This window comes from Sandaracinus amylolyticus (assembly GCF_000737325.1).
Classification (GTDB): domain Bacteria; phylum Myxococcota_A; class Polyangia; order Polyangiales; family Sandaracinaceae; genus Sandaracinus; species Sandaracinus amylolyticus.
Window position 1 is genome coordinate 7,472,606 of sequence record NZ_CP011125.1, and the last position, 21,810, is coordinate 7,494,415.

Here is a 21,810-nt window from a genome sequence, read left to right on the forward strand (position 1 = left end):
GCGCCATGCCGAACATCTCGGAATTCGCCGTCAAACGCTGGCAGTTCACGCTCGTCGTCTTCGGGATGCTGCTCGCGCTCGGCGTCTCGTCGCTCGTCGCGATCCCGAAGAGCGAGGACCCGACCTTCCCGCTGCCGGTCTTCGTGGTCGTCGCGGTGCTGCCCGGCGCATCGCCGCTCGACCTCGAGCAGCTCGTCGTCGATCCGATCGAGGAGCGCGTGCAGGCGCTCGACGATCTCGATCGCGTCGAGACCACGATCCGCGACGGGCTCGCGGTGATTCGCGTGGAGTACGAGGCGGGCGTCGACGTGCCGCGCAAGGAGGACGAGCTGCGCCGCGAGCTCGACACGCTGCGCCCGACCCTGCCGTCCGAGCTGGTGCGCCTCGACCTCGAGACCGCGAACGCGGCGAACGTGAACATCGTGCAGGTCGGGCTCGTGTCCGATGACGTGAGCTACGCCGACCTCGATCGGCTCGCGCGCGCGCTCGAGGATCGTCTCGAGGCGGTGCCCGGTGTGGGCGAGGCGACGATCGCGGGGCTCCCCGCGCAGGAGCTGCGCATCGAGCTCGACCTCGGGCGCATGCGCGCGCTCGGGATCTCGCCCGCCGAGATTCTCGGCGCGGTGAGCGCGGAGAGCCGCACGATCCCCGCGGGCAGCGTCGAGGCGGGGGCGCGCCGGTTCACCGTGCAGACGCGCGGCGACTACGAGAGCGTGGACGCGGTGCGCGACACCGTCGTTCGCGCGAGCGCGGGGCGCATGGTGCGGGTGCGCGACGTCGCGAACGTCACGTTCGGCGACGCGGAGGCCGTGCACCTCGTGCGCGTGAACGGCCGTCGCGCCGTCACGGTCGCGGTGAACCAGCGCGAGGGGCAGAACATCTTCACGGTGCGCAACGGCATCGAGGAGGCGCTCGCCGCGTTCGAGCCCACGCTGCCCGAGGGCGTCACGCTCGCGCGCACCTTCGACCAGTCGCACAACGTCGAGCATCGACTGTCCGGGTTCGCGCGCGACTTCGTGCTCGCGATCCTGCTCGTGCTCGTGACGCTGCTGCCGCTCGGCGTGCGCGCGTCGGTCGTCGTGATGATCTCGATCCCGCTCTCGATCGCGGTCGGGCTCACGATGCTCTTCGGCGCGGGCTACGGCATCAACCAGCTCTCGATCGTCGGGTTCGTGATCGCGCTGGGTCTGCTGGTCGACGACTCGGTTGTCGTCGTCGAGAACATCGCGCGCTTCCTGCGCCTCGGGCACACGCCGCGCGAGGCCGCGATCCTCGCGACCAAGCAGATCACGCTCTCGGTGCTCGGCTGCACCGCGACGCTGATCCTCGCGTTCGTGCCGCTGCTCGCGCTGCCGGGCACGGCGGGCGAGTTCATCCGCAGCCTGCCGCTCGCGGTGGTCCTCACCGTCGCCGCGTCGCTGCTCGTCTCGCTCACCGTCGTGCCGTTCCTCGCGAGCCGCGTGCTGAAGCCCGAGGAAGAGCACGGCAACGTCGTGTTCCGCGGGATGATGCGCGTGATCGAGGGCAGCTATCGCCCGGTGCTCTCCGTCGCGCTGCGCTGGCCGAAGCTCACGCTCGTCGCGGCGGTCGCGCTCTTCGTCGGGAGCATCGCGCTGGTGCCGCGCATCGGGTTCTCGCTCTTCCCGAAGGCGGGCACCGCGCAGTTCCTGGTGCGCGTCGAGACCGAGGAGGGCGCGAGCCTCGCCGAGACCGATCGCGCGACGCGCTTCGTCGAGCGCGTGCTCGCGTCGCACGACGAGATCGCGTGGCAGGTCGCGAACGTCGGCAAGGGCAACCCGCTCGTCTACTACAACGTGCCCGTCCAGAACGAGCGCGCGAACGTCGGCGAGGTCTTCGCGTCGCTCGCGCACTTCGATCCCGATCACTCGCCCGCGCTGCTCGATCGACTGCGCGAAGAGCTCGGGTCGTATCCCGGCGCGCGCATCCGCCTGCTCGAGTTCGAGAACGGACCGCCGCTCGAGGCGCCGATCGCGATGCGCCTCATGGGCGACGACGTGGAGTCGCTCGCCGACGCCGCGGCGCGCATCGAGACCGTGCTCGCCGCGACGCCCGGCACGCGAGACGTGGTGAACCCGGCGCGCGAGCGTCGGACCGATCTGCGCGTGCGCGTCGACGAGACGCGCGCCGCGGCGCTGGGCGTGGTCGCCGCCGAGATCGATCGCGCGGTGCGCCTCGCGATCGGCGGTGTGCCCGCGGGGCGCTTCCGACACCCCGGCGACGACGACGCGCGCGACATCCGCGTGATGCTCGCGCGCGACGAGGCGCCCGATCTCGCGCTCGGCGCGTCGCGCCCGACGCTCGCGACGCTCGCGCAGGTCTTCGTCCCGACGCGCGACGGCGGCGCGGTCCCGCTCTCCGCGATCGCGACGATCGAGCTCGAGCCCTCGCCCACCACGATCCGTCACTACGACGGCATCCGCAGCGCGACGGTCACCGCGTTCACGCGCACCGGTGAGAACACCGATCGCGTGACGCGCGACGTGCTCTCGCGGCTGAGCGGCGTGCCTCTGCCCTCGGGCGTGCGGCTCGTCGTCGCGGGCGAGGTCGAGAGCCGCGCGCGCAGCTTCGGCGGGCTCGGCACCGCGATCATCGTCGCGGCGTTCGGCATCCTCGCGGTGCTCGTGCTCGAGTTCCGCACGTTCCGCGGCACGCTGATCGTCGCGTCGGTGATCCCGCTCGGCGTGATCGGCGGCCTCGTCGCGCTGCTGGTCACCGGGAACACGCTCTCGTTCACCGCGATGATCGGGTTCGTCGCGCTGATGGGCATCGAGGTGAAGAACTCGATCCTCCTCGTCGACTTCACGAACCAGCTGCGCGAGGAAGGCGCGTCGCTCGACGACGCGATCCAGCGCGCCGGCGAGACGCGCTTCGTGCCGATCCTGCTCACGACGCTCACCGCGATCGGCGGTCTCGTCCCGCTCGCGCTCGAGCGCTCGCCGCTGTACTCGCCGCTCGCGTGGGTCATCCTCGGCGGCCTCGTGAGCTCGACGCTGCTCGCGCGCATCGTGACGCCGGTGATGTACAAGCTGCTGCCGCCGACGATCGGCGAGGACGAGGAGAGCGTCCTCGCGCCGATCGCCGCGATCGAGCCGGAGCCGATCGCCGCGGAGTGATCAGCCGCGCTCGACGAGCCCGAACGCTGCGCCCTGCGGATCGTCGCACGACGCGATGCGCTCGCCGCTCGGGCGCACGAAGGGACCGACGACCTTGCCGCCGCGCTCGCGCACCGTCGCGAGCGCGGCGTCGAGATCGGCGACCGCGAAGTAGAACAGCCAGTGCGGGTGCACCTGCGGCAGGCGCACCGACTGCACGATCCCGCCGACGCTCGCGCCGTCCCACGCGAACGTGCGATACGGGCCGACGCCCTCGAGCTCGATCGTGCCGGTGTCGCGCCAGCCGCCGCGCACGCCGTAGAGCGCCCACGCGCGATCGCGATCGCTCGTGTGGAGCTCGTGCCACACGACGCTCGCAGCCGGAGGCGCGATGCCGAGCGCGAGCGCGACCACGCTCCCGAACGGATCGCGCAGGATCGCGCGCTCTCGCGTGATCGGTCCGAGCGCTTGCCAGCCGCGCTCCGCGACCTCGGCCTCGACGTCAGCCACCGCGAGGTGCCCGAGCCAGTGCGCGGGCGCGCCCGCGGCGGCGGCGCGCTCGGGCAACGTGGAGAACGCGAGATCGTCGCGCGCACCGATCACGTCGGCGTAGAACGCGCGCGCGGCCTCGACGTCTCGCGTGCGGAGCTCGTAGCGAACGAAGCGAATCATCGAGCAGCATCTATCACGGCGCGACGCGGATCGAGCGCTCGGGCGTGGGCGACCACATCGGAGACTCGGTGCGCACCACGAACCCGCTCCCCGTGCCGAGCACGAGCGGGCCCGGCTCGTAGCGATCGAGCGGCTCGGGAACCGCGTCGAAGCTGCACTCGAGCACGGCGTGGGCGCGCGGCGTCGCACCGTCTCGCGGCGCGCTCGGGAGCACGTCGACCCGCGTCATCGCGCAGTGCAACGTCGCGCGCACCGCCGTCGAGGTCGCAGCCGGCAGCGGCAGCGTTCCCCAGCCCTGCCACGTCGCGCTCGCGCGCTCGCCGCCGGTCAGCGCGACGTCGAGCCCGCTCGGCGTGCGCGTCGCAGTGCCTCGCAGCACCACGCGCACGTGCTCGGTCGTGCGCGTCGTCTCGCCACCTTCCTGGATGTAGCGGCCCGGTGAGGGCCCGAACGTGTCGTGGGTGTGATGGTCGATCGTGAGCGTCGCGACACCACGCGCGTCGACGTCGAGCGCGAGCTCGGCGCGCTGTGAGGTCGAGGCGTACGACTGCGAGCATCCGTGCGCGCGCGAGCCCTCGAGCACGCCGCGCAGCGCGAGCGCGCCGGAGAGCGACGTCACCTCGGGCGCGACCGACTGCGCGACGGCAGGTGCGGCGATGACGGCGAGCAGGACCGACACGAGGGCGCGGCGCATGGCCCAGGATACGCCCGCACCGCGCGAATCCTTGGCTGCTGCCGGAAACGCTCACGGAGCGCTCCGTGCGCCGCGCCGGAGCCCTCGATTTTCCTCGGGTTTTCTGCACATCGGAGTGACCCGAACACCCGCCGGGCGCACCACGACACGCGTGGAGGTGCGTCGATGTCCCGGATCGCCCGTCGCGCGTTTGCGAAGCACGTCGGCCTCGCAGCGCTGCTGTCACCGTTCCTCGCGTCGCTGGGCGACCGAAGCGCATCGGCGCAGGTGACGGGGCGCGCGAAGTATCTGTGCCTGTTCGTGACGCCGGGGACGAGCTCGCGAGACTGGACCCCTGCCGCGGGCTCGAGCGAGACGCGGATCGCGTTCACGCCGATGAACGAGCCGCTCTCGGTCATCAAGGACAGCCTGGTGATCGTCGAGGGGCTCGACAGCTTCGGCACCGCGGGCACCCACGGCTCGCCGGGCGGGCTCTGCGCGAAAGGTTATTCGGACTTCGGTCACGTCTCGATCGAGCAGTTCGTCAGTGATCGGCTCGCGGAGTCGGGTGAGCGCACGGCGATTCCCAATCTGATCCTCGGCGGTCATCCGGGACAGATGCGCTCGACGTTCTTCCGGAGCGGCATGGCGCTCGCGCCGATCGCGTCGCCGGTCGCAGCGTTCGACACGATCTTCGCGGGCGCGACGACACCGCCCGCGACGATGCCCTCGGATCTGCTGCGCCGCCGTCGTAGCGTGCTCGACGTCGTGCGCGGCGAGCTCGGCGCGCTCTCGGGGCAGCTCGGCGCGTCCGAGCGATATCGGCTCGAGCTCCACCTCGACTCGATCCGTCAGCTCGAGGAGCGCCTCGCTGCGAGCGAGATGGAGCCCGGCGGCGGTGGATGTCGCGCGCCCGCGAGCCCCGTCGACGGCTCCGAGATCCTCCTCCAGAACGCGGCGTGCCTCGACCTCGCGATCGACGCGATGGCGTGCGACCTCACGCGCGTCGTCGCCGTCGAGTTCGGCAACAACAACGGCACTCAGATCGCCATCCCGGAGATCGGCAATGGCGACTGGCACAGTGGCTTCATCCACAGCGGGCTGATTCCCGAGCTCACTCGTGTCGAGCGCTGGCTCGCGCAGCGTTTCGCAGGCGCGGTGACTCGCGCGAAGTCGCTCGCTGCGCCGGACGGTCGAGGGACGCTGTTCGATCAGACGCTCTTCGTCTGGGCGCGCGACATGGGCGATGCGCCGAGCCACACCGGCAACGACATGCGCTTCGTGTTCGCGGGCGGCGCCGGAGGCGCGCTGCGCACGTCGCCCGAGGGTCGCTACGTCGCGGGCCGCGGAGAGGCGCACCAGCGCGCGCTCCTGAGCTGCGCGACGGCGATGGGCATCTCGAACCTCGACGGGTTCGGCCGGACGAACTTCGGCGGTGACAGCCGACTCCCGCTCGCCGGAATCGGAGCATGAAGATGACTCGCACCGTTCTCGCGCTCTCGATCGCGATGGCCGCCTCGGGCTGTCTCGGCGTGCTCGGAGAGCCTGTCGGAGGCGGGCCGGGGCCCACGCCCGAGCCCGGCGCGGATGGAGGGCTGGAGCCCGGATCCGACGCGGGCCCGCGGCCCGGCCCGGAGCCCGAGCCGACGACGTGCGGCGACGACGTCGGCCCGCGCATGGTGCGCCGCCTCACCGCGCGGCAATACCAGCGCAGCCTCGAGGCGATCTTCGAGTCGCCCGACGTTCCGACTGCCGACGTGCTCTCCGATCCCGTCGTGCACGGCTTCCGCGTCGACGCGACGCAGGCGGTGATCCGCGACCTCGGCGCGCAGCAGGTGATGACGCACGCGGAGCGCGTGGCAGCGTGGGCCGTCGCGAACCGACTCAGCGTGATCACGACGTGTCAGACGACCGACGCGGCCTGTCGTGATCGTTTCATCCGAGATCTCGGAGCACGCGTGTTCCGAGAGCCGCTCTCCGACACGCAGCGCTCCGCATATGCCGCGCTCTTCGATGCGGAGACGACGTTTCCGGCAGCCGCCGAGCTCGTGATCGCGGCGATGCTGCAGTCCCCGTATTTCCTGTATCGACGCGAGATCGGAGCGCCGGCGACCGCCGGTCGACATCGGCTGACGCAGCACGAGCTCGCGAGTGAGCTCGCTTATCTGCTCACCGACGCACCGCCCGACGCGACGCTCCGCGCCGCGGCCGACGCGGGCCAGCTCGCGACACCCGACGACCTCGCGCGCGAGCTCGAGCGCGTCCTGGCGACGCCGGAGGCCGCGGACACGATGGGTGAGTTCGTCATGGGATGGCTGGAGATCGCCGACCTCCCGACGCGCGCGAAGGACGACGCCGTCTTCGTGCTCACGCCCGAGCTCCGCGCTTCGATGCTTGGCGAGACGCGCGAGCTCTTCCTCCAGGTACTGCGCGAGGGCGGGACGCTCCGCGATCTCTTGACGGCCGAGCACACGTTCGCCGACGCGCCGCTGCGCGCGCACTACGGGATCGCCGAGGGCGGAAGCGGCGGATTCCAGCGCGTCACGCTCCCCGCGGTCCGCGCGCCGGGCGTGCTCGGGCACGCCAGCGTCCTCACGCGTCATGCGCTCGCCGCGACGTCGTCGCCGGTCGCGCGCGGTCATCTCGTGCGCGAGCGCTTCCTCTGCGAGGACCTGCCGGCGCCGCCTCCGGGTGTGCCCACCGACGCGGTGCGCACGCCGGGGACGACCACGACGCGGCAGCGCTACATCGAGCACTCCGCGAACGAGACGTGCGCGGCGTGCCATCGCCTGATGGATCCGATCGGGTTCAGCCTCGAGAACTACGACGCGTTCGGGCGCTATCGCGCCGACGAAAGAGGCTTGCCGATCGACGTGACGGGCGTGGTGCACGGCGCGCCGGGCGGTGACGTTCCGCTCGACGGCGCGGAGAGCCTGATCGACTGGCTCGCGGAGAGCAGCCAGGCGCGCGCGTGCTTCACGCACTACCTCTCGTACTACTCGTACGGCATCGAGGGCTGCGACGACGTGGTGGTCGACGAGTCGACGCCGCTGCGCGACGTGCTCGCGGCGATCGTGCGCGCCGATCACTTCCGCGAGCGCACGGACTGACGCTCACACCGGCTCGGCGCGTCGGATCCGGTCCCGCAGCGCCATGCTCTCGCGCTCCGGGGACGCGCCGAGCTGATCCGCGAGCACCGCGACCAAGCGCTCGTACTGCTGGAGCGCGCGGTCGCGCTCGCCGGCGCGCGCATGGCAGCGCATGAGACGGCGATGCGCGTCCTCGCGGAGCGCGTCGGCACGGACGAGGCGCTCGAGCAGCTGCGCAGCGCCCGCGACGTCGTCGCCCTCGATGCGGAGGTCGGCCGCGGCGGAGAGCACGTCGTGGTGCATGCGGCGCAGTCTCGTGTGGAGCTCGAGCGACCAGTCGCCCATCTCCTCGCCCTCGAGGAAGTCACCACGATAGAGCGCCAGCGCCGCGTCGAGCCGAGCGCTCGACCTCGGCGCTCGGAGCGCGGCCGCGGCCTCGGCCTCGAAGCGCGTCGCGTCGAACCACGCGTCGAGGTCCGGATGGATCCGGTAGCGCTCGCCTTCGAGGACCACGACGTCCGCGCGCCCGATCACCTTGCGCAGTCGATGCAGGACGACGTGGAAGCTGTTCTTGATCTGCGCCGGCGACGAGTCCGGCCAGAACACGAGACCAATCTGATCGCGGGTGCGACCGGCCGGGTGGCAGAGGAGATGGACGAGCAGCTCCTTCGCCTTGGCGGAGGTCCTCGCGTCGCCGTCGAGGCGCGTCGCGCCGCACTCGATCTCGAGCGGTCCGAGCGCGCGCACGACGAGCTGGGGCGCGCGAGCGCGCGGCTCCACCGGCGCGTGCACGCTCACCGCGGGTGCCTGCGCGAGCGCGCGGTCGAGCGCCGCGTCGACCGTGAGCTGCTTGCCCTCGGCCCACCGCGTCGCGAAGTGCGCCGGTAGGACCGCGACGCGGAGCGTCTCGATGCGCGGCGCGAGGTGCGCGCGATCGGGTGGGAGCATGCTCGCGCCGATCCGCTCGCGGATCGCCTCACCTGCACCGAGCATCGCGAGCGCCTCGTCGTACGCGCCGCGCTCGCAGGCGACGGCGCCGAGCATCTCGAGCCCGCGCGCGAGGAAAAGGTGCTGCGGGTCGTGCCGCAGCGCGGCGAGGGACTCGCGGAACAACGCCGCGGCGCGCTCGAGATCGCCGCGCCGCAGCAGCGACGAGCCGAGCATCTGCAGCGCGATCCCGAGCTCGCGCGGCAGACCGAAGCGTCGCGCCGCGGCGACGCCGTGCTCCATCGCGTCGAGGGCGCGATCGAGCGCGCCCTGTGTCGTGTAGAGCGTGCCGAGCAGGAGCCAGGCGAGGCGCAGCCCGTAGAGATCGTCGTTCGCGCGGAACCACTCGAGCGCGTCGCGGATCGGCGCCTCGCCCTCCGCATCGCCCTCCGAGACGAGCACCAGGCCGAGGTAGTTGCGCGCATACGCGAGCAGCCGCGCGTCGCCTCGTGCATCGGCGATCGCGACGGCCTCGGAGAGCCACGCACGCGCGCGCTCCGCATCGCTCTGCAGCGACGCGATCACGCCCGCGGCGAACAGCGCCGACGCTCGCTCGCGCGTCGGCGCTGCAGCGTCCGGCAATGCGAGCGCCGCCTCCGAGCAGCGCCGTCCCTCGGACCACAACCCCGTCGAGAACCAGAACCAGCACAGCCGTCCGGCGAGCGAGAGGCACAGCGCGGGATCGGCGTCCCGGCTCCACGCGAGCGCCTGGCGGACGTTGTCGAGCTCGCGCTGGAGCCCCTCGAGCCACACCGGCCGCGCGCGCGTCACGAGGTGCGGCTCGGCGGCCGCGACACGCTGCGCGAAGTGCTCGGCGTGACGCCGTGCAAGCGCCGCCGTCTCTCCGCGCGCGTCGAGGCGCTCGGCAGCGTACTGCCGCACCGTCTCGAGCAGGACGTAGCGCGCCGCGCCGTGCTCCTCGCGCATCGCGACGAGCGACCGATCGATCAATTGCCCGAGCACGTCGAGCAGCGCCGGCGCGTCGTCCGCCTCCGCGCACACGGCCTCCGCCGCGTCCAGCGTGAAGCCGCCGCGGAACACCGAGAGTCGATCGAGCAGCTGCTGCTCCTCGGCGGACAGCAGCGCATAGCTCCAGTCGATCGTCGCCCGCAGCGTCTTGTGCCGCGGGATCGCGTTGCGCGCGCGCGACGTGAGCAAGCGGAAGCTGTCGTCGAGCCGCGCGAGGATCTGATCGGGCGCCAGCAGCTTCACGCGCGCGGCCGCGAGCTCGATCGCGAGCGGAAGGCCGTCGAGGCGGCGACAGATCTCGGTGATCGTCTCGGCGTTGCCCGGCCCGATCGCGAACGCGGGCACGACGTCCCGCGCGCGCTCGACGAAGAGCCGCGTCGCGTCGGCAGGCGCGAGCGACGGCACCATCCACGCGCGCTCGCCCGCGATGCCGAGCGGCTCGCGGCTCGTCGCGAGCACCGAGAGCTGCTCGCAGCCGCGCAGCAGTGTGTCGACGAGCTGCGCCGCGGCGTCGACCACGTGCTCGCAGTTGTCGAGCACCAGGAGCATCGGACGATCGCGCCAGCGCTCCACGAGCGCGCGCGTCGCCGAGCCGCTCTGCGCGTCGCGCACGCCGAGCTGCTCCGCGACGCCTTGCGCGATCAGCGCGGGATCCGAGAGACCCGCGAGCTCGGCCCACGCGATCGTCCGCGCGTCCTCGCGCGCGAGCTGCGCCGCGGCCTCGATCGCGAGGCGCGTCTTCCCGCTGCCGCCGGCGCCGGTCAGCGTGACGAGGCGCGTCTCCGCGAGCAGTCGCCGCACCTCGGCGACCTCGGGCGCGCGGCCCACGAAACCGCTGAGCTGGACCGGCAAGCTCGGCGCGAACGGCTGGGTCATGCGCGACGCGCGAGGGTACCACCCGCGCTCAGCGCGCGCCTCGGCTCAGGAAGCTCACGATCTGCGCTTCCGCCGACGCGGCGTCGCGCGTGGGATCGACGCGCACGCAGAGCATGCCCGGGTCCTCGCCGTCGTGCGCCGCGCGCGCGAGCACCACGATCGCGCCGACGCGATCGGGCTCCTGCGTCGAGAGCGCGAGGCTCGCGACGACGAACGGCTCGTCGGCGACGATCGCCGGACGGATCAAGCCGAGGCCCTCGATGAGATCGCGCAGCCAGCTCGCGATCTCGACGCCTGGGGGCAGCGTCGGCGCGATGACCCGGAAGCCCGCGGCGAGACGCTCGAAGAGCCGCGCGCCGAGCGCGTCCGCGGTCGCGTCGGTGAACAAGAGCAGGACCGGCGAGCCTCGACCGGCACGCTGGTAGCGAGTCTCGGTCGTGCCCGTCTGGAGCACGGGCGGGCCATCGGGGAACGAGGGGCGATCCGTCATGCCTCCGGGCTCTAGCGAGCGGCGATTACTGCACCGATTAATCGCGCACCGGTAAGCGAGCCGATAACCCGGCCTCGGCAGAGTGGCGTCGTGGGTGACGGCGAGAGCGCCGCGCCCCGAACGACTTGGAGGCTCTGCGATGCGCTCGGACGCGATGTGTCTTCTCTCGATCCTGATCGTCTGCGGTTGTGGTGGCGGCGGAGGCGGCGGCACCGGCGGCGGCGGTGATGGCGGCGCGGGAGACGGCGGCGTCGAGGAGCTCACGATCGCCGAGTACGGCGATCAGCTCGCGGCCGCGACGTGCGCGCAGGCCGTCGGCTGCTGCGCGCCGATCGAGCTCCACTACCAGTTCGCGCTCGCCGACGCGCCGGTGACCGATCGGGCGAGCTGCGAGGCGTACCTCGGCAACTTCCTCGACCTCGAGGCGCTGGTGCGCCCGTCGATCGAGCGTGGCCGCTCGACGTGGGACGGCGCGCGCGCCGCGGAGTGCGTCGCGATGCTCGAGGCGCTCTCGTGCGACGAGTACAGCGCACGGCTCCGGCTGATGGGCGACGCGCCGCTCGGCTGCAATCCGATCACCGGGCTCGTCGCGGAAGGCGGCGCGTGCGGCGCGCCGTGGGAGTGCGCGAGCGGCTATTGCGCCGGTGTCTCGTCGGGCGTCGAAGGCACGTGCGCGGCGCTGCCGGGCGTCGACGAAGAATGTCCGACGGGCCAGTGCGCCGAGGGCCTGCGCTGCGATCTCGGCAACAACACCTGCGTGCAGCCGAAGGCCGACGGCGCGGAGTGCACGAGCGACGACGAGTGCGCGTCGAACGGATGCTCGGCGGTGCAGGGCACGCCCGGCGTGTGCAACGAGCCTTCGGTCTGCGACGGCGATCTCGCCGACGACGAGAACGAGGTCTACGGCACCTGCTCGATGCACGATCCGCGTGGGCCGGACCTCGCGATCGACTGCCGTCTCGGCACGTCGGGCATCTGGGAGTGCGACTGCAACGCGGACGGCGTCGAGACGTCGTGCTCGCCCGGCGCGTGGGACGAGGTCGGCGAAGGGAGCGTGTGCGAGGGCTGGGGCTGCTGCGGGTTCTCGGCGCGCGCGCGCTGAGCGCGACATGATCGGCGGCTCGGCTTCGCGCCCCCGCGCAGCCGAGCCTTCGACGATCACGCCGCGTCGGGCCCGCCCTGCTCCTGCTCCGGATCGTCGGTCGCCAGCGCCGCCCGCGCGCGCGCCGTCGCGATCTCCGCCGACGTCAGCGCGGCATTGCGCGCGGCGCCGCCCGCGATCGCGCGCAGCACGACCGGCGCGGTGCGCGAGCTCAAGCGCGTCGACGCCAGCCGCGACGTGCGCGCCATGCGGCGCCCGCCGATGCTCGGCTCCGGCTCGGGGTCCGTGCTCCGATCGCGCAACGCGCGACACCGAGCCTGGGCCTCGAGCAACGCGCCCTTGTCGTCGGCGAGCCGCGTGCGGAGCACTTCGAGCTCGCGGTCCAACCGATCGAGCTCCGCGTGGAGATCGTCGGCATCGGAATCGTTCGGAGGGATGGTCACGGCGGCGTTGCTCAGCAACCGGAGTGCCTGCCGGATCTCCGTGAGATCCTGCGTGGTAGCACCCCGCCCCACGTTGCATTCACGCCACGATTCCCGAGCACGCACGGCGTGCGCGCCACGGTCCGCGCACGTAGGTCACGTGGAGAGCGTGTCGATTCGCCTCGATGCGATGACCTGGACGGCGGCGCGTGACAGCCCGCGCACACCTTCGATGAGAAGTGCGTAACGCGGGTCCTGCGTAAGCCCCTTCACGTACCGCGCATAGAGTTGCTGACCGACGACCGCGAGCTTCATCAGCGCGAACGTGAAGTAGAACGGAAGGTTCGTGACCTCGCGCCCGCTCTTCTGCTGGTAGCGCTCGACGATCTCCATGCGCGTCAGGTTGCCCGGCAGGTTCGTCGGGCCGAAGCGCATCGCCTGCATCATCGGGGGGTCGGTCGCGTCGATCCAGTAGCCGAGCGTGCAGCCGAGATCCATGAGCGGATCGCCGAGGGTCGCCATCTCCCAGTCGAGCACCGCGACGATCCGCGAGAGGTCCGGCGCGTACACGACGTTGTCGTACTTGAAGTCGTTGTGGATCAGCGTCGCGCCGCTCTCGGGCGGCATGTTCGCCGCGAGCCACTTCACGACCTCGTCGAACTCCGGGATGTCGTCGGTCTTCGCCTTCTCGTAGCGCTCGGCCCAGCCGCGCACCTGGCGCTCGATGTAGCCCTGCGGCTTGCCGAGATCGGACAGGCCCGCGGCTGCGAGGTCGACGCCGTGGATCTCGACGAGCGTGTCGACGAGCGACTCGCTGAGGTGCCGCATGCGGGGCTCGCCGAGCTCGAGCCCGGGCGGCGTCTTCGCGCGGAGGATCACGCCCTCGACGCGCTCCATCACGTAGAACGGCGCGCCGAGCACGGAGTCGTCCTCGCAGAACGCGATCGTGCGCGGCACCTTCGGCCACACCGCGTGGAGCTTCGAGAGGATGCGATGCTCGCGCCCCATGTCGTGCGCCGACGCGATCTTCACGCCGACCGGCGGACGCCGCAGCACGATCTCGCGATCGCCCGCGCGCAGGAGATACGTGAGGTTCGAGTAGCCGCGCGGGAACTGCAGCACCTCGATCTCGCCGCGCACGCCCTGCCCCTCGAGCCAGCTGCGCAGTCGTTCGAGATCCAGCTCCGCGCCCTTGCGAACGCTCTCGGCGCGATCGATCGAATCGTTGGAGCTCATACGATCAGTCCTTCCTCGCCGTCATGCCGTGGGCCTGGAGGATCCGCTTCGCCACCGACGCTTTGTGGACCTCGTCGGGGCCGTCGTAGATGCGCGCGGCGCGCTCGTGGCGGTACCAGTACGCGAGCGGCGTGTCGTCGGTCATGCCGAGCGCGCCGTGGACCTGGATCGCGCGGTCGAGCACCTGCTGCAGCACGCTCGCGACGTGGAACTTGATCATCGAGACGTAGTCGCGCGCGCCGTGCGCGCCCACGCGATCGATGCGCTCCGCGCAGTCGATCACCATGAGACGCGCCGCGTGGATCTCGGCGCGGCTCTCCGCGATCCACAGCTGGATCTGCTGCTGCGTGCCGAGCGGCTTGCCCGGCGAGAGCTCGCGCGTCGCCGCGCGCGTCACCATCAGCTCGAACGCGCGCTCGCAGATGCCGATCCACCGCATGCAGTGGTGGATGCGGCCCGGGCCGAGGCGCTCCTGCGCGAGCGCGAACCCCGCGCCCTGCGGGCCGAGCATGTTCGTCGCGGGCACGCGCACGTTCTCGAGGCGGATCTCGGAGTGCGACGGATGATCGGCGCCGGGCTCGCCCATCACGCTGATGTTGCGGACGATGCGGAACCCCGGCGTGTCGGTCGGCACGATGATCTGCGACGCGCGCCCGTGCAGCGGCGCCTCGGGATCGGTCACCGCCATGACGATGCAGAACGACGCGCCGTCCGCGCCGGTCGTGAACCACTTGTGCCCGTCGATGACGAGCTGATCGCCCTCGCGCCGCGCGCGCGTGCTCATCCACACCGGGTTCGATCCCGCGTGCTCGGGCTCGGTCATGCCGAAGCACGATCGGATCTCGCCGCGCGTGAGCGGCTCGAGGAACTGCTTCTTCTGCGCGTCGGTGCCGTGCGCGATCAGCAGCTCCATGTTGCCGACGTCGGGCGCCTGGCAGTTGAGCACCCAATGCGCGAGCAGGCCGCGACCGAGCACCTCGCTGACGTGCGCGTACTCGAGCAGCGTCAGGCCGAGCCCGCCGTGCTCTTGCGGGAGGAAGGGCGCCCAGAGGCCGCGCTTCTTCGCCTCGTCGCGCTTGCCGCGCAGCGTCGGCAGCATCGCGACCCAGCCCTTGCTCAGCAGGTCGGGCTCGAGCGGGATCAGCTCGTCGTCGACGAACGCGCGTGTGCGCGCGACGACGTCCAACGCGCGTTCGGAAGGCGGCATCGGCATGGGGCGGGAGCATACCCGCCCGCGCGCCGCGAATGGACGATCAGCGAACGCCGAGGAGCCGCGCGTTGAGCGCGCCGTTGCCGTAGAGCTGCCAGTTGCGACCGACGTCGTGCGTCTCGAGCCTGCGCTGCACGCGCACGTCGTAGCGGCCGAGCTTGCAGAACCCGTCGTTGAACCAGCCGTCGCCGCTGCCGGTGCCGTCGACGAGCTCGGGGTACGCCGCGCCGGTCGTGCTGCGCTCCCAGAGCACGTCGAGCATCAGGGTGACCATCGCGCCCATGTCGTCGTCGGTCCACTCACTGCCGTCGTCGTGTGCCTCGACGAGGTAGGCGAGGACGTTGTTGCCGTGGGCGACGTCCTGCGCGGGGCTCTCCTCGCCCCATCGATCGCTCCAGTTGTACGCTCCGGGCGCGCGCGGGTGGGAGCGCAGCTGTCCCCGCAGCGACGACGTCGAGTTGGGCAGATCACGATCGATCGCGGCGACGACCGCGCGATACCGCGCGCGCTCCGTCGCATCGTCGGTGAGCGCGGCGAGCTCGAGCGCGATGTACGCCCAGTGCGACGCCATGTGAGTGCGATTTCGATAGACGTGCGAGTTGGCGCCGCGCGCCATCCACTTCTCGAAGATGTGCTCGCGCGTGAACGCGAGGATGCGGTCGTAGCGCACGCGGTACTCGGTGCTCGCGAACACCGACGGATCGTCGCGCATCGCGCGCAGCATCCGCGCGACGTAGCGGAACAGGTAGCTCTCGAAGAGCGGGTACTCGCCGCCCATGATCGTGCTGTCTCGCGGGTGGTCCCACGCGGGCCAGCCCAGGAACTCGTCGCGGAACTGACTCATGGGGAGCGACGACGACTCGCGCGCATCCTCGATCACGTTCTCGACGTGCTCGAGCACGCGATCGAGATAGCGACGCTCTCCGGTGGCGCGGAACATCGCGGTGAGCCCGTCGATCGAGTACGCGAGGTCGTAGTACCGCCAGCCGTTGCCCGAGGTGCTGAGCTGCAGGGCGGCCGCGTGATCGCGCTCGGCGACCCCGTCGAAGAGCGCTTGCCACTCCGCGACGGTGCGCAGCCCCGAGACGTCGGCGTCAGGGCGGGGCGGCCCCGCGTCCACCGGACCGGGATCGCCGTCGATCGGGGTCGTCGCGTCCGCGATCGTCGCGTCTGCGATCGCCGCATCGAGCGCGTCGGGTCCCGCATCGCTCCGGGCCGCGTCGACCTCGGGCGAGCCGGCATCCGAGCCACCCGCTGCGTTCTCGGCGCATCCCGCGAGGACCAGGGCGATCGCGCACGAGCGCGCGAAGGACATGCGAGCGAGCATTTGCACCTCCGTCCACGTCGGACGCGTGGTCGAGGATGCACGAGCTACGGCGCGATCACGAGGGAGGCCGTTACCGACGCTGCGCGCGATCACTCGGGCACGCAGACGTGCCGCGCAGCGTCGCACGTCGCGTCGAGCGCGCAGTCGTGGGAGCCCAGTCCGCAGTCCTCGACGCACTCGCCGCGCAGCGCGTCGCAGTGCGGGCGAGCGCCGCCGCACTCTTCATCGCGGGTGCATGCGCGCGCGTCGGGCGCGCACTCGACGACGATCTCGCTGTCGCGGACCGGCTGATGGCCTCGCGCGAAGCGCAGCTCTCGCAGCTCGCGCTCGTAGTACCAGCCCGACGCAGCGTCCTGTCGAACGCTGCAGACGTCGGGCTCGTCGGTCGCGACACGACCGAGGTGCGAGAGCGACGCGCACGAGCGAGCGGGCGGCAGGTGCTCGACCAAGCGACACGCGACGTGTCCGTTCGCGTCGACGGCGAGCGCGGGCATCCACGCGTATTGGTACTCGAGCGTGTCCGCGAGCAGCCCGAGGCGGCACGCGCCCGAGGGCTCCGCGCAACTTGCATCGATCCACGACCGCGAGCGCTCGTCGATCTCGTCGCGCGCCGCCGCCCATCTCGGGGCGGTGGACGCGTCGACGCCGACGACGCCCAGCTCGCCCGGGCGACGCATGCGGGACGCGAGCTCACCAGCGAGGATGCGCGAAGCGTCATCGCGCTCGGTGATCACGAGCATCCCGATCGGCGCGGCATCGGGCTGTCCGAGCACGTGCGCGAGCACGTCGAGCGCCTCCGGCCCGTCACACGCGCTGCGCGCCTCGCGCAACAAGCAGCGAGCACTCTCGAGCAGCGCGTCGTCATCACGATCGGGCGACCAATACGTGCGCGAGAGCACTGGCTGCTCGCCCGACGCGCCGCACCGCTCGACGCCCTCGAGCGCACCGCCGCACCACGCGCCGGCGCCGACGAACCGCACGCGCAGCGTGTCGGTGCGCGGCCTCGCGTCTCCGTCGTCACGCTCGCCGAGCACGTACTCGAGGTTCTCGAGCACGACGCGCTCGCCGAGCTCCCTCGCGCGAGATCCGGGTGACGCATCGAGCACGACCACCACGTCGACGAGGTCGGGCCCGCCCACGACGCTGCGATGCGCCTCCCACCACTCGTCGGGCGCCTCGGGTGGACCGCCGCACGACACCAGGAGCGCGCACCCGAGGAGCCACGTCCTTCGCCACGTCATCGGCGCGAACGAGAGCAACGAGCGCTCCACGGCGTCTCTCGTGCGCAACTCGACGTTCGCGAGCTCGTCGGCGCCAACCGCGTTGGCGGCGCGATCACACCATCGTGATCAGATCGTCGCGATCGAGGTGCGAGACGCCGTTGAACGAGAGCAGCGTCGCGCCGCGCTCGCCCACGTGGATCTCGTGCACGCTCGCGTTGCGCACCGACCAGCACAGATCGAGCGTGCGCTCGATGCCGCCCGGCGCGTGATCGAGCCCCAGCACCTCGCCGATCGCCGCGCCGATCGCGCCGCCGCTCGTGAACGCGATCACCGTTCCGTTGCGCGTCGCCGCGTCCTCGAGGACGCGCCGCACGCGCGTGCGGAACGCGAGCCACGGCTCGACCGCCTCGTGACCGACCTCGCCGCGCGCCCACGCGATCATCAGCGCCTTGAACATGCGCAGCCAGTGCTTGGTCGGATCGCTCTTCGCCGAGAACGCCGCGCGCGCGAGCTCGCCGATGTCGTCGGGGCGCGACACCAGCTCCGCGCCGACGTGGTGCACCAGCTGGATGCCGTGGTGCTCGTCGAGGCCCTCCGCCGCTTCCGGCTCGGGCCACGTCGCGCCTGCGTCGCGCGCGGTCGAGAGCGCCTCTTCGTACGTCTCGCGATGACGCACTCGCGGACCGACGAGCACGTGCGCGGGATCGCGGGCCCACCGCGCAAGCCACGGACCGAGCCGTCGCGCCTGCTCGCGCCCGAGCTCCGAGAGGCGGTCGTAGTCGCCCGCCATCGTGCTGCCCGAGCGCAGCGAGCCCGCCGACGCCTGACCGTGCCGGATCAGCACCAAGCGCGCATGCGCCATCACTGCACCTGTCCCGTCATGAACGCCCGCGCGGTGCCGATCAGCATGTCGCCGAGGTCGACGAGCACGAAGCTCCAGTACGCGTACGCGAGCGCGAACAGCGCGGCGACCTGCAGCGCGCGCCCGACGAGCAGCATGCCGCCGAGGGGCAGCACCTTGAGCTCGTTCACGCGCAGGCCGTTCTTCGTCGGCGCGACGCGCGCGACGACCTCGCTGCCGATCTGCGCGTGCGACGTCGCCGCGCCGAGGAGCTTCGCCGCGAGCGTCACCGGGAGCACCCTGCCCTCGTGCACGAGCTCGGGCATCCCGCTCGCGCCGAGCTGCAGCTTCGCGCGCAGCCATCCCTCGCGGCGCGACGCGGAGATCGCGTCGAGCGTCGTGAGCTCGGGGAGCTGCGGCGTCGCGCGCGGGATCGGCACCAGCGGCAGGACGAACCCGAAGCCGCGACGGCCGCCGGCGCCGATCATGCCGACCGCGTAGATCACTCCGCCCGAGAGCATGCCGACCGAGACCATGCCGAACGCGAGCATCCCGACCGCGACGACGCCGCGCGCGACCTGGCCGATCGCGATCACGCCCGTCGCCATCTGACCGATCGCGATCACGCCGGTCGCGATCTGGCCGATCGCGATGAACCCTTCCGCTTCCTGACCGATCGCGAAGAACCGCATGCGCGACGCGAGCGTACAACGCGCATCGCGCCGCACGCACGGTACAATCGCGCGCGATGCAGCAGATCCCGGGCACGGTGGCGTGCGCTCGTTGTGGGAAGGCGTTGCCCTCGCTCGCGACGTTCTGCGATGGATGCGGCGCGCGTGTCGCGCCCGCCGCGGCGCTGCCCTCGATGGCGGCTGCACCGGCGATCGCTGCGGTCGCGATGCCCACCGCGCGCGCGGGCTTCGTCGCGGCCGGGCGCGGCATGCCGATCTGCCACTCGTGCGGAGCGATCGCACCGACGAAGCGCTCGTCTTGCGGCACCTGCGGCGCGGCGATCGGGACGTCGCTCGAGGCCGTCCCGCCGCGCGCCGACGGAGCGTACTGGGTGCAGGTCCGCACCGAGCTCACGTGCCGGCAGTGCGGTCGTCGCTCACCGCTCGACGCGCTCGATCTCGATGGCACCGTGCAGTGCGGGCACTGCGGCGCGGCACAGGCCTTCGACGTCGACGCGTGGTCCGAGGGGCTCGCGCACGCGCACGGGGTCGGCGATCTCGCCGCGCCCTCGATGCGCGGTCGCGACGTCGCGCTCCCGGGCGGAAATCCGTTCGCCGACATCGGCGACGACAGCGCGCACGCGACGCTCGAGACGAGCGGCATGTCGATCGAGAACGGCGTGATGAAGACGCGCAACCTCGCGCTCACCGCGACGCCGGGACAGCCGCTCTGCACGGCGTGTGGCTGCCCGCTCGACGTCGAGGTCCGCGTCGACGAGGCGACCACGCGCTGCGTGGGATGCGGCGATCGCGCGCAGTATCGGTTCCCGGTGCGCGCGAAGAACATGGCGGCCGGGCTCGTCGCGGCGATCGGCGACGATCTGCGCATCGATCGACCCGACGCGCGCCTCGACGCGACGAGCGCGGGCATGGTGGTCGCGGTGCGCTGTCCGAGCTGCGGCGCGGGGCTCGAGGTGCCCGAGGGCGCGCACGCCGCGCGCTGTACGTATTGTGGCACTCAGTGCCGAATTCCGAGCCGCACCCTGCTCGCGCTGAAGAAGAGCCCGGGCGCGGCGGCGCCGTGGTGGATGCTGTTCCGCGGCGGGTCGGCGCTGCGCGAGCGCCTCGCGCACGGCGGGACCTCCGTCGACGCCGACGAGCTCGGGGGCGACGACGAGGACGAGGTCGAGGAGCCTCGGCCGCGCAAGAAGCGCAAGGCGCGCAAGCACACGATGCTGCCGATGGTCGACGTGGCGCGCACGCCCGCCGAGGAGGCGGTCTCGTGGGCGCTGCAGATCGTGGTGCCGCTCTCGGTGCTCGTGCTCGTCGGCATCACGCTCTTCGGGAACGTCGTGCTGGGGTGGGCGCAGGGCCGGACGTCGAAGGAGCTCCCGGCGATCACGGCGCCGTACTGATCAGCCTTCCTCGCGACGCTCTTCGGCGCGCTCGCGCGCTTCTTCGCGACGCTCCTCCGCGCGCTGCTGCGCTTCCTCGCGACGCTCGCGCGCTTCCTCGCGACGCTCCTCCGCGCGCTCCTGCGCTTCTTCGCGACGTTCCTGCGCCTGCTGCTGCGCCTCATCGCGACGCTCGCGCGCTTCTTCGCGACGCTGCTCGCGCTCCTCGCGACGCTGCGCGCGCGCCTCTTCCGCGGTCGTCCAGTCGCCCGGGTTCGCGAGGCCGTGCTGGATCGCCTCGACGAACGCGTTGCGCAGCACCGAGCCCACGACGGCCCACGGGTCGACCTCGGGCGACTCGAACGTGCCCGACACCGGCACCTCGATCGCGAGGCGATCCTCGCCCTGGTTCTCGAAGACCTCGGCGACGAGCTGCATGATCGCATCGCCCAGCACGTCGAAGAAGTCGCCCTCCTCGCCGAGCTCGAACAGCGAGAGCCCTTCGGCCATCGGCTTCACGTACCCGCGGAAGCGCCCTTCGCGCGCGTGGATCTCGGAGTACAGGAACGTCGTCCCGCCCTCGGCGTCGACGCCCGCGTACGCGCGCAGCATCGGGTTCAGCTCGCGCGCGGGCAGATCGCGCAGGCGCAGATCGAGATCGAACGTCGGCTGCTCCTGCCACGGATCGAGCCGCACGTCGGTGACGAGCGATCCGCTGCGCTGCACGCGCGACTCGAGGTGCACGTGCGCCGGGAGATCCTCGCCCTCGCGGCGCACGTTGCTGAGACCGCGGGCGAGCACCTGCATGCGATCCGCGCGCAGATCGACCCGCGGGCTCGCGCCGTAGTCGCGGTAGTGGACCTCGCCGTCGCGCACGACGAAGCGGTTGATCGTGAGCGGGACGAGATCGTCGACGGTCGCGCGCCAGTCGTTCTCCTCGCCGGTCTGCTCCTGCACGCCGCCGCCCTGCACGATGAAGTTCAGGACGGGACGCACGACGACGATCTCGGCGACGACCTTGCCGTCGAGCAGCGCCTCCCACTCGACCGAGATGTCGATCTCGGGCGTCGTGAAGAACGGCTCGGGCTGCTCGCCGCCGGTCTTCACGATGCGCAGGCCCTCGATGCGATACGCGCCGCGCCAGAGCGCCATGTCGACGTCGTCGATGTGGCCGTAGTAGCCCTCGAGCCGCGCGAGCCGCTCGTTGAGCACGTGCTCCACGACGTACGGCAGCGCGATGCGCGCCGCGATCAGCAGCACGATCAGCGCGAGGATGACCTTGCCGGTGCGCGTCGCGAGCCGCGCCCCGAACCGCCCGGCGCGGCGCAGCCGCGGGTGGCCTGGAGCACCCCGTCGCTCGGTGCGGCCCGCCTCGAAGTGCAGCTCCGGGTTCGACGTGTCGGCCTGCATGCGGGAGGCCCAGAGCAGCGTCGATGCCACGCCATGAAACGGGGACTTTCCGCAGAGCGCGAGGGAGCTTCGCGAGGCAACGCGCCCCGCGCGCGATCGTGCGCC

17 protein-coding genes are annotated in these 21,810 nt (G+C 72.0%); 5 read left to right on the forward strand and 12 right to left on the reverse strand.

The window, feature by feature from the left end:
• Positions 1-5 precede the first annotated feature (5 nt).
• Positions 6-3,134: an efflux RND transporter permease subunit gene (locus DB32_RS31615; protein ID WP_053236375.1), complete on the forward strand. Its 3,129-nt coding sequence runs from the start codon at positions 6-8 to the stop codon at positions 3,132-3,134.
• On the opposite strand, the gene DB32_RS31620 is transcribed toward DB32_RS31615, so the two are convergent.
• Positions 3,135-3,785 (reverse strand): VOC family protein, encoded by a 651-nt coding sequence (locus DB32_RS31620; protein WP_053236376.1) that lies wholly within the window; start codon positions 3,783-3,785, stop codon positions 3,135-3,137. It lies immediately after the preceding gene.
• A gap of 13 nt (positions 3,786-3,798) precedes the next feature.
• Complete coding sequence (locus tag DB32_RS31625; RefSeq protein ID WP_053236377.1) at positions 3,799-4,479, reverse strand: hypothetical protein; 681 nt, start codon at positions 4,477-4,479, stop codon at positions 3,799-3,801.
• Positions 4,480-4,644: 165 nt separating this feature from the next.
• On the opposite strand from DB32_RS31625, the gene DB32_RS31630 reads away from it, so the two are divergent.
• Complete coding sequence (locus DB32_RS31630; protein ID WP_053236378.1) at positions 4,645-5,931, forward strand: DUF1552 domain-containing protein; 1,287 nt, start codon at positions 4,645-4,647, stop codon at positions 5,929-5,931.
• 2 nt (positions 5,932-5,933) lie between these two features.
• On the forward strand, positions 5,934-7,568 hold the full coding sequence (locus DB32_RS31635; protein WP_075098074.1) for a DUF1592 domain-containing protein: 1,635 nt from the start codon (positions 5,934-5,936) through the stop codon (positions 7,566-7,568).
• 3 nt (positions 7,569-7,571) lie between these two features.
• Here the strand turns inward: DB32_RS31635 and DB32_RS31640 are convergent, their stop codons facing one another.
• Both DB32_RS31640 and DB32_RS47320 read right to left on the reverse strand, forming a co-directional pair.
• A complete protein-coding gene (locus DB32_RS31640; protein ID WP_053236380.1) occupies positions 7,572-10,379 on the reverse strand; it encodes a BTAD domain-containing putative transcriptional regulator in 2,808 nt (935 codons plus the stop codon).
• 28 nt (positions 10,380-10,407) lie between these two features.
• Positions 10,408-10,869 (reverse strand): alpha/beta fold hydrolase, encoded by a 462-nt coding sequence (locus DB32_RS47320; protein ID WP_053236381.1) that lies wholly within the window; start codon positions 10,867-10,869, stop codon positions 10,408-10,410.
• Positions 10,870-11,008: 139 nt separating this feature from the next.
• Between DB32_RS47320 and DB32_RS47325 the strand changes: the two genes are divergently transcribed.
• Positions 11,009-11,971, forward strand: coding sequence for a hypothetical protein (locus DB32_RS47325; protein ID WP_053236382.1), 963 nt, complete (start codon positions 11,009-11,011; stop codon positions 11,969-11,971).
• A 56-nt stretch (positions 11,972-12,027) separates the two neighbouring features.
• Here the strand turns inward: DB32_RS47325 and DB32_RS31655 are convergent, their stop codons facing one another.
• The 7 genes from DB32_RS31655 to DB32_RS31685 form a co-directional block, all read right to left on the reverse strand.
• Positions 12,028-12,414 carry a hypothetical protein gene (locus tag DB32_RS31655; protein WP_157069613.1) on the reverse strand — a complete coding sequence of 129 codons (387 nt, stop codon included), beginning with the start codon at positions 12,412-12,414 and terminating at the stop codon, positions 12,028-12,030.
• A gap of 135 nt (positions 12,415-12,549) precedes the next feature.
• Complete coding sequence (locus DB32_RS31660; RefSeq protein ID WP_053236384.1) at positions 12,550-13,629, reverse strand: phosphotransferase family protein; 1,080 nt, start codon at positions 13,627-13,629, stop codon at positions 12,550-12,552.
• A 4-nt stretch (positions 13,630-13,633) separates the two neighbouring features.
• Positions 13,634-14,842, reverse strand: a complete 1,209-nt coding sequence (locus tag DB32_RS31665) for an acyl-CoA dehydrogenase family protein (protein ID WP_083458025.1) — start codon at positions 14,840-14,842, stop codon at positions 13,634-13,636.
• Between the two features lie 40 nt (positions 14,843-14,882).
• A complete protein-coding gene (locus tag DB32_RS31670; protein WP_053236385.1) occupies positions 14,883-16,154 on the reverse strand; it encodes a hypothetical protein in 1,272 nt (423 codons plus the stop codon).
• Between the two features lie 101 nt (positions 16,155-16,255).
• Complete coding sequence (locus DB32_RS31675; protein ID WP_053236386.1) at positions 16,256-17,437, reverse strand: hypothetical protein; 1,182 nt, start codon at positions 17,435-17,437, stop codon at positions 16,256-16,258.
• Positions 17,438-17,501: 64 nt separating this feature from the next.
• Positions 17,502-18,251, reverse strand: coding sequence for a histidine phosphatase family protein (locus DB32_RS31680; RefSeq protein ID WP_053236387.1), 750 nt, complete (start codon positions 18,249-18,251; stop codon positions 17,502-17,504).
• Positions 18,251-18,922 (reverse strand): hypothetical protein, encoded by a 672-nt coding sequence (locus tag DB32_RS31685; protein ID WP_157069614.1) that lies wholly within the window; start codon positions 18,920-18,922, stop codon positions 18,251-18,253. Before DB32_RS31685 ends, DB32_RS31680 begins: the two co-directional genes overlap by 1 nt.
• 56 nt (positions 18,923-18,978) lie before the next feature.
• Here DB32_RS31685 and DB32_RS31690 point away from each other — a divergent pair, with 56 nt between their 5' ends.
• Positions 18,979-20,316 carry a TFIIB-type zinc ribbon-containing protein gene (locus DB32_RS31690; RefSeq protein ID WP_053236389.1) on the forward strand — a complete coding sequence of 446 codons (1,338 nt, stop codon included), beginning with the start codon at positions 18,979-18,981 and terminating at the stop codon, positions 20,314-20,316.
• Here the strand turns inward: DB32_RS31690 and DB32_RS31695 are convergent, their stop codons facing one another.
• Entirely contained in the window at positions 20,317-21,705 is a 1,389-nt protein-coding gene (locus DB32_RS31695; protein WP_157069615.1) for a DUF748 domain-containing protein, read from the reverse strand. It lies immediately after the preceding gene.
• Positions 21,706-21,810: the final 105 nt, after the last annotated feature.

Excerpts from the sequence above, each read along its gene's own strand:
- DB32_RS31640 (WP_053236380.1), bottom strand. The coding sequence starts at position 10,379 with ATGACCCAGCCGTTCGCGCCGAGCTTGCCGGTCCAGCTCAGCGGTTTC.
- DB32_RS31620 (WP_053236376.1), bottom strand. The coding sequence starts at position 3,785 with ATGATTCGCTTCGTTCGCTACGAGCTCCGCACGCGAGACGTCGAGGCC.
- DB32_RS31690 (WP_053236389.1), top strand. The coding sequence starts at position 18,979 with ATGCAGCAGATCCCGGGCACGGTGGCGTGCGCTCGTTGTGGGAAGGCG.
- DB32_RS31695 (WP_157069615.1), bottom strand. The coding sequence starts at position 21,705 with ATGCAGGCCGACACGTCGAACCCGGAGCTGCACTTCGAGGCGGGCCGC.
- DB32_RS31630 (WP_053236378.1), top strand. The coding sequence starts at position 4,645 with ATGTCCCGGATCGCCCGTCGCGCGTTTGCGAAGCACGTCGGCCTCGCA.
- DB32_RS47320 (WP_053236381.1), bottom strand. The coding sequence starts at position 10,869 with ATGACGGATCGCCCCTCGTTCCCCGATGGCCCGCCCGTGCTCCAGACG.
- DB32_RS31665 (WP_083458025.1), bottom strand. The coding sequence starts at position 14,842 with ATGCCGATGCCGCCTTCCGAACGCGCGTTGGACGTCGTCGCGCGCACA.
- DB32_RS47325 (WP_053236382.1), top strand. The coding sequence starts at position 11,009 with ATGCGCTCGGACGCGATGTGTCTTCTCTCGATCCTGATCGTCTGCGGT.
- DB32_RS31625 (WP_053236377.1), bottom strand. The coding sequence starts at position 4,479 with ATGCGCCGCGCCCTCGTGTCGGTCCTGCTCGCCGTCATCGCCGCACCT.
- DB32_RS31635 (WP_075098074.1), top strand. The coding sequence starts at position 5,934 with ATGACTCGCACCGTTCTCGCGCTCTCGATCGCGATGGCCGCCTCGGGC.
- DB32_RS31615 (WP_053236375.1), top strand. The coding sequence starts at position 6 with ATGCCGAACATCTCGGAATTCGCCGTCAAACGCTGGCAGTTCACGCTC.
- DB32_RS31685 (WP_157069614.1), bottom strand. The coding sequence starts at position 18,922 with ATGCGGTTCTTCGCGATCGGTCAGGAAGCGGAAGGGTTCATCGCGATC.
- DB32_RS31680 (WP_053236387.1), bottom strand. The coding sequence starts at position 18,251 with ATGGCGCATGCGCGCTTGGTGCTGATCCGGCACGGTCAGGCGTCGGCG.
- DB32_RS31670 (WP_053236385.1), bottom strand. The coding sequence starts at position 16,154 with ATGTCCTTCGCGCGCTCGTGCGCGATCGCCCTGGTCCTCGCGGGATGC.
- DB32_RS31660 (WP_053236384.1), bottom strand. The coding sequence starts at position 13,629 with ATGAGCTCCAACGATTCGATCGATCGCGCCGAGAGCGTTCGCAAGGGC.